We start from the raw sequence: 7503 nt of genomic DNA on the forward strand, positions 1-7503 counted from the left end.
GCCTTGGGCGCCGTCCCTGCCCGGGTATGCCCCGGGCAGCCAATGTGCCGCGCTGTCCGGTTGCGTGTCCGGGGCGAATCGGGCGCCGCCCTTTTTGTTGCTCCGCCTGAGTGGGGCGCGCTTCGGTCGAGGGGCCTGCCCAGGGGCCGCCGTTGCGTCCGCTCCCCGTGTGCCGCGCCGGGCAGTCCGGCGCGGACGGCCCGGCCTGCCGTGTCGGCCCCGCATGCGCCGCGCCCGGCTTTGGCTCGTTCAGCGGCGGGGCGGGCGCTTGTCTTGCTCCCCGCGCGGGCTTCGCTCTTGCGCCGAGGGGGCGCCGGATACACGGCCTGTGGTTGTCGTTACAACGTAAGACGCTGTCCTGGTGCCGCCGGGGCCTTCTGGCTGCTGCCTAAGCCAGGGGGGCCGGTCTGCCGCCTGCCGTGACGGCGCCTTGCGCGCACGCCCCCTGCCGCCGCTGGCGGCCGTTTGGCCCGGGCCAGGTCTGTCCTGCGGTCCTGTGCTCCCTGCGCCCTTGTGCCTCGCCTATCTTCTGGTCCAGTCCCCCTTGCGCCTCGCCTGCCTGCGATCCGGTGCCCCCTGCGCTTTTTTCCGGCCTCGGCAGACCGGCCGTCCGCGGCGGGAGGCCATGCGGCCGGGAGTGTTCCCCGGCTGCAGACACTGTCGCGGCCTTGGGTCCGGAGTTGCTCTTTCGGCGGCCGCCCTCCTCTGGCGGTTTTCCGGCCTGGCGCCGGTGGCGAAGTGCGCTGCGGCTCCGGGGGCACCCCGCCGCTGCGCCCGTTTGGACCATATTTGCTTGGGCGGCGCGGCTTCCGTTGCCGCACTCGCGTCGCCTGGCTGCGCGGCCCCAGCACCTGGCTGTGCGGTTCCATCACCGTGCGGGCGGCCGTGCATGGGCTGCCAGCCCGCAGTCTTTCGGCTCCTGGCGCTGCCTGCGCAGGGGGCGGCGTGGGTCGGGGGGTGGTCTGTCCACCCCGCCGGGAAGCCTGGCGCTGCCTGCGTAGGGGGCGTGGGCTTTGGCTCTCGCGTTGGCGCGGCCCTCGTGCCGGCACTTCATCTCGCGCGCCTTCTCTCGCGTTCGCGGTCCACCCGGCATCCTGTGTGCGAGGGGGCTTCCCGTCGCCTTGGGCGTTGTTCGCGCCCTTGGTGCCTTGGGGCGCCCGCGCCTTTTGCGTCCGTTGCGCTGGCGCGCCGGGCATCCCGGCCCCCAGGGGGGCTCCGCCTTTGCGGCTTCTTCCTCCTCCGGTTGGGCCGCGTTGACCTTTCTGGCGCTGGCCTGCGGCTTCGTTGCCCGCCGTCGGGCACGGTTTTGTCTCCCCCACGTTCCTGCTTGGCCCCCGGCGTTTCATCTTCCCGGAGTGGCGCCGGAAAAGTTCGCGTTTTGGCCGCTGTCGCGGTAACGGCCCGGCGTGCCGATCTCTGCTCGGGGCGCCTGGGGCGAGCTGCCTTGTCCCCGTCCCGGTTGTCCGTTTTGCCCGTTCGTAAGGCTGGAGCCTGTTCGGTGCGGGTGCGGCGGCGCGGGCACAAGCCGCCGCGCGGCGCAGCCCCCCCGTGCTGGCGTGGCGCCGCGTCGGGGGGTGTTCCGGCTAGTGCGCCTGGCGGTTGACCACCTCCTGGGCCAACTGGAGATACGCCACCGCACCCTTGGAGTGGATGTCGTAGCTGATGACCGGCTTGCCGAAGCTCGGGGCTTCGGACAGGCGCACGTTGCGCGGCACGATGGTTTCCAGAAGGTAGTCCGGGAAGGTCTTGCGGATTTCGTTCTTGACCTGGTGGGAAAGCCTGTTGCGCAGGTCGTACATGGTCAGCAGTACGCCGAGCAGACGGATGTCCGGGTTCAGCCGCTTGCGGACCAGTCCATAGGTCTGGATGAGTTTGGCGATGCCCTCCAGGGCGAAGTACTCGCATTGCAGCGGGATGAGCACCTCGCGCGCGGCGCACAGGGCGTTCAGGGTGATGAGCCCCAGGGACGGGGGGCAGTCCAGGATGATGAATTCGTATTCATCGGCCAGGGGCTCCACCAGTTGGCGCAGGAAATACTCGCGGCGCGGCTGGTTCACGAGGTCCAATTCGGCGGCAACGAGGTCTTGGTGTGCGGGCAGGACGCTCAGGTACGGGATGCTGGTCTTGTAGATGGCGCGGCGGACCTGGGACGGATCGCCCAGCACGGTGTAGAGGTTGTCCTTGACCTGTTCGGGATAGACGCCAAAGCCGCTGGAGGCGTTGGCCTGGGGGTCACAGTCCACCACCAGCACGTTTTTTTCCATCACTGCCAGGCTGGCGGCCAGGTTGACCGCCGTGGTCGTTTTGCCGACACCGCCTTTCTGATTGGCTACTACGATGATGCGCGACACGGTGGTTTCTCCTGACCGAACTGTTTCATGTGAAACATCTCGCCCGCCGGTGTCCCGAAGGCCCCACGGGCGGGGCCGTTCGTCCGGCTGGCGGGGCAAGGATCCGAGCCGAATCCCGGCCGCTGCGAAGCCCGGGCTTGAGGCGCGTCGCCGGACGTGCCGGGCTTATGGTTTCGCCGCGTCCTGGGCGTCTGCGCGGCTGTTTCGCCTTGGATGGCGCTGTGTTGCGGCGCCATTCGCTGCCCCGCGCCCGGGCTGGCGGAGGCTCTGTCGCAGCTCAGAGTAGCTCCCGCCGGGGCGGGCCCTGGCTTTCGCCAGGCCCCCTCCCCTACCCCATTCGGGCCAGGGGGTGTCCTGCCCCGGCCCGGCGCGGTTAAACCTTGAAGTACTCGCGGTACCAGGCGATGAACTGCTTGATGCCGTATTCGATGCTTGTGCTCGGCTTGAAGCCCACGTCGGCGATGAGGTCGTCCACATCGGCGTAGGTCGCCGGGACATCGCCGGGCTGCATGTCCATGTAGTTGCGTACGGCGGGCATGCCCAGTTCCTTTTCGATGGTCTCGATGAACGTGCCCAGTTCGACCCAGTTGTTGTTGCCGATGTTGTATATCTTGTAGGGCGCGCAGGATGAGCTGGGGTCCGGAGCGGCGGCGCTCCACTGGGGGTTGGGCGTCGGGGTGTGCTGGATGACGCGCACGACGCCTTCGACGATGTCATCGATGTAGGTGAAGTCGCGGCGCATCTTGCCGTGGTTGAACACGTTGATGGGCTTGCCTTCGAGAATGGCCTTGGTGAAAAGGAAAAGAGCCATGTCGGGGCGGCCCCAGGGGCCGTAGACGGTGAAAAAACGCAGCCCGGTACACGGCAGGTTGAAGAGATAGGCGTAGGAATGAGCCATCAGCTCGTTGCTCTTCTTGGTCGCGGCGTAGAGACTGATGGGATGATCCACGTTGTGGTGCACGGAAAACGGCATGTTCGTGTTCAGCCCGTAGACCGAGCTGGATGATGCGAACACGCAGTGCTCGACCTTGGTGTGGCGGCAACCTTCCAGGATGTTCAGGAAGCCCACGGAGTTGGAGTCGATGTACGAGCGGGGGTTGATGAGGCTGTAGCGTACGCCGGCCTGGGCGGCGAGGTTCATGACGTGAGTGAAGCCCTCCTTGCGGAACAGGGCTTCCATGGGCTCGGCGTCCTGAAGGTTGATGTTGGCGTGGGTGAATGCCTTGTGGTCCAGGAGCTGGGCCAGCCGGGCTTTCTTGATCTCCACGCTGTAGTAGTCGTTCAGGTTGTCGAGGCCGACGACGGTGTGCCCTTCGCCGAGCAGGCGCTTGCTGAGATGGTAGCCGATGAATCCTGCGGCGCCGGTGACAAGAATTTTCATGAGCGCAGTCCTGTCTGGGGTGAAGGCCGGGGCGGGCGGGCCGCCCCGGGCCGGTTACGCGTCTTCAGATGTTTCACGGGAAACAGGGGCGCGGACGGCGTCGTCCTGCCGGGCGCCAGTCTTCCAGTGGAATTGGAAAAAATCAAGGGGAATGGGCAGTACCGTGGAGGCCTTGCTCTCGGATGCCATCTCGCGCATGGTCTGTAAGTACCTGAGTTGTATGGCTTCCGGATGCTCGCCGATGATCGCGGCGGCCTCGGAAAGTTTTGCCGCGGCCTGGTATTCGCCCTCGGCGTTGATGACCTTGGCCCGGCGTTCGCGCTCGGCCTCGGCCTGCTTGGCCATGGCGCGCTGCATCTCCTGGGGCAGGTCCACATACTTCAACTCCACCGTGCTGACCTTGATGCCCCAGGGGTCGGTCTGCTGGTCCAGGATTTCCTGGACCTGGAGGTTGATCTTGTCCCGGTGGGCCAGAATATCATCGAGCTCCACCCCGCCGCAGACGCTGCGCAAGGTGGTTTGTGCCAGCTGGGAAGTGGCGAACATGTAGTCCTCGATCTCCACAATGGCCCGCACGGGGTCGACCACGCGGAAATACACCACTGCGTTGACCTTGATGCTCACGTTGTCCCGGGTGATGACATCCTGGCTGGGCACGTCCAGGGTGACGATGCGCAGGCTGACTTTCGTCATGCGGTCGATGACGGGAATGAGCAGGATGAGTCCTGGGCCTTTGGCCTGGATGATGCGTCCCAGGCGGAAAATGACCCCACGCTCGTACTCGTTGAGGACGCGCAGGGCCGCGCCGAGGAACAGGACGATGATGATCAACGCTGGAAGCCAGGAAAAAAGCATGGCAGCCTCGCTGTGGTTGAATGTTGTTGCCGTGGCGGGATATCCCGCCCGCCCCGCCTGGCGGCGGTGTTCTGGGGCCTAACAGGCTGCCCCGTTTGGAGATTACGTTTCGTAGCGCATTTTGCAATGCGCAGTCGTTTCGCCCGGGGGTCCGATTGTCGGCCGCACCGCCGAGCCCAGCCCCGCGCGCCGGGTCGGCGCCGTGCGGCCTGGCCAAGCCCTGCGACGAGGGGCGCAGCCCTGTGGGTCCGGGCATGGCGGGCGCGGCTGCCGGGGCGGACCCCCGTCCGCGGCGGCCCGCCTGGGCCGGGGGGCGCTGACAGGGACGGCCCCGGTGCGGAATTCACCCCGGCGCGGTGCGTCGCCCGGCTGGGGGCCTTTGGCTGTTCCGGCAAGCACTCGTTCCGGCCTGCTGCGGTGCCTTGCGCCGAAATTTCTTGCGAACCCTTTCGCACCGACAGGCGCACGGCGCAAAACCCGTGGGTGCTGGCTGACTCCAGGCCGGGGCTGCCGCTGCCCCGAAGTGGGCGCTGGTCCGCCGTGGGCCAGGCGGTTCGTTTTGCGTGCGCCTGTGGCGTACGCGCGCGGCTCGGTGCGCCCCCCGGCCGGGGCTTCTCCGCTTCTGGCCCAGGGGGCCCTCGCCCTGCGCGAGGAGCTGCGAAGAGGAGCGCGAGAACCGCAAGGCTCTGCAAGCATCCCCCCTCCCCTCGCGGGGGGCTGTAAACCAGGTCGCCCGCACCTTCTCCCGCAATGCAGTCCCCCGTGTGCGGGAGGCGGCGCGGCCACGATGCGTTTCACCAGCCCGGAGGGGTTCCATTTTCCTCCCCTGCTCGCGGGAGGCCGCGCGAGCGGCCCGGCCGCAGGCATATCGAACAGCACTGCCGCAAGGAGCTCTGCCTGCGCACGCCGGGCGCCGGGCTGCGGGCCGGAGCTTCGCGTGTGCCCCCAGGAGCCCGGGGCGTACGTCGACTTCTTTCACGAAAAGGACCGCAGACTTCGTTGTCCCGGGAATCGCGTCCACCCGGGTCTTTGCCTTGGGGTCTGCGCGCCACGGGGACACCTCCGGGAAAATCGTTGCCCTGCCTCCCTTTTGTCCGCTCCCCGGGTGCGGCGGATCAGGTCTCCTTCTTGGCAGCGGGCTGCGCGGGGGCGTCCTGGGGTTCCACGGTCAGGGTCAGGCCCCGGGCGGCAGTCACGCGGGCCTCGTCGCCGGGCTGGAACGCCGCAGGCCCCGGGGAGACGGCTCTCCAGGTCTCGCCACGCAACCGGATCGTTCCGTCCTGCCCGTTCCAGGTCGTAATACGTCCCGTCATCCCAAGCATGGCCGCCAGCCCGTGCATGGATTGGCGGCGCTGGGCGCGGGTGATGAGCACCAGGCACAGGCTCATGATGGCCGTGACCGCGCCGACGGTGAGGATGATCGTCGTCAGGGGGACGCCCTCCAACCCCGGTGTGGGCGCGATGAGGATCAGCGAACCCAGGAACAGCGATACGAGCCCGGCCACGGCCAGCATGCCGAAGCTGGTGACGAAGATTTCCAGGACGAACAGGACCACGGCGAACAGGATCAACAGGATGCCGGCCGTGCTCGTCGGCAGGATGGACAGGGCATAGAGGGCCAGGAGCAGGCTCAGTCCGCCCAGGACGCCGGGCAGGATGGCTCCGGGCGTTGTGAATTCGAAGAACAGTCCGGCGATGCCCCCGAGCAGCAGCAGGTAGGCGATCTGCGGATCCAGCAACCAGGAGAGCATCCGGTGGCGCAGTCCGGGATCGTAGGCGTCCAGCGTCGCGGCCTGGGCGTCGAAGCACAGGGTCCCATCGGGCATGGCGATGCCGCGCGGGGCGAGCTGGATCAGCAGATCCTGCGGGGATTCGGCCAGGAATTCCACCACGCCGGACATGACGGCCTCCTGGGCCGTGATGCTCACGGCGGCGTCCACAGCGTCCTGGTACCACTGGGCGTTGCGCCCGCGCGAGGCCGCCAGTCCGCGCACATAGCTCATGAGATCGTTCTTGATCTTGGCGGCCATGGTCGCGTCCACGTCCTTGCCGCCCATGTCCACGGGGCTGGCTGCGCCGATGGTCGACTGCGGGCTCATGGCCGCCACATGGGCGGCGGCCACCAGGAAGACCCCGGCGGAGGTGGCCCGGGCGCCGCTGGGGCCGACCCAGAGCAGTACGGGAACCCGGGCGCCCAGGATGGAGCTGACCATGCCGCGCATGGAGGTTACCAGTCCGCCGGGGGTGTCCAGCTCCAGCAGCAGTGCGCCGTAGCCCTGGCCCTCGGCTCGCTCCAGGGCGTGGGTCAGCAGTTGCTCCGAGGCCGGTGTGATCGGCCCGCGCACGACGGCATGCAACACGCGCAGTTCCTTGGCTGTTTCCGCGCAGGCGCGCTGCGGGGGGGCGCCCGCGATCAGGGCGGCGGCCAAGACGAACAGCGCGACCCACGCTCGCACCCCGCCGGGCCCGGGGCGCCGCAGCGTGTTCCACGGGAAACAAGAGGCCGGAAGGAGCGGGCATGGGATGCTCATGGCTTTTGCATACCAGAGGAAAGCCGCCAACGGCAAGGCGAAACGCACGCGCGGCGCCCCCCGCGCCCGGAACCCGGGGCGGTTGCGCCCGGAAGAGGCGGGGTGCTTCCCACCCCGCCGGGAGTTGCCCGCCCCGGGCCGGATGCAGACCTGCGGGAACAATCCTGCCCGGTCGGCCGAACCCCGGCGTCCGCCCTCCTCTTCGTGCGTAGCTTACGTCTCCGGCGCCGAGCCAAAGAGCTGGGCCCCCCCTTCCGCTTTCGCGTGGGACATCCGGTCATAAATAGTCGGCCCTGAAAATAATTTATTCACCTGAAAATACTTAACAAAGTGTCGCCTTCAATGTATCATTCTCGACCAGGAAGCGCAGTGGTTCTGCAGAAAA

The 7503-nt window shown here is 67.8% G+C and carries 4 protein-coding genes; all 4 read right to left on the reverse strand.

The annotated features are described in order from the left end of the window. Positions 1 to 1583: 1583 nt before the first annotated feature. A complete protein-coding gene (locus M0P34_RS11955) occupies positions 1584 to 2351 on the reverse strand; it encodes a ParA family protein (protein ID WP_291499408.1) in 768 nt (255 codons plus the stop codon). Positions 2352 to 2724: 373 nt separating this feature from the next. Further along, positions 2725 to 3732, reverse strand: a complete 1008-nt coding sequence (locus tag M0P34_RS11960) for an NAD-dependent epimerase (protein ID WP_291499411.1) — start codon at positions 3730 to 3732, stop codon at positions 2725 to 2727. A gap of 54 nt (positions 3733 to 3786) precedes the next feature. Beyond that, positions 3787 to 4587 carry a slipin family protein gene (locus M0P34_RS11965; RefSeq protein WP_291499413.1) on the reverse strand — a complete coding sequence of 267 codons (801 nt, stop codon included), beginning with the start codon at positions 4585 to 4587 and terminating at the stop codon, positions 3787 to 3789. Positions 4588 to 5702: 1115 nt separating this feature from the next. After that, positions 5703 to 6947, reverse strand: coding sequence for a nodulation protein NfeD (locus M0P34_RS11970; protein ID WP_291499415.1), 1245 nt, complete (start codon positions 6945 to 6947; stop codon positions 5703 to 5705). Positions 6948 to 7503: the final 556 nt, after the last annotated feature.

Source organism: Desulfocurvus sp., assembly GCF_023230885.1.
Lineage (GTDB): Bacteria > Desulfobacterota > Desulfovibrionia > Desulfovibrionales > Desulfovibrionaceae > Desulfocurvus.

What these genes read in the sequence shown, in the direction of transcription:
- M0P34_RS11960 (WP_291499411.1), bottom strand. Translation starts at nt 3,732, where the DNA reads ATGAAAATTCTTGTCACCGGCGCCGCAGGATTCATCGGCTACCATCTC.
- M0P34_RS11965 (WP_291499413.1), bottom strand. Translation starts at nt 4,587, where the DNA reads ATGCTTTTTTCCTGGCTTCCAGCGTTGATCATCATCGTCCTGTTCCTC.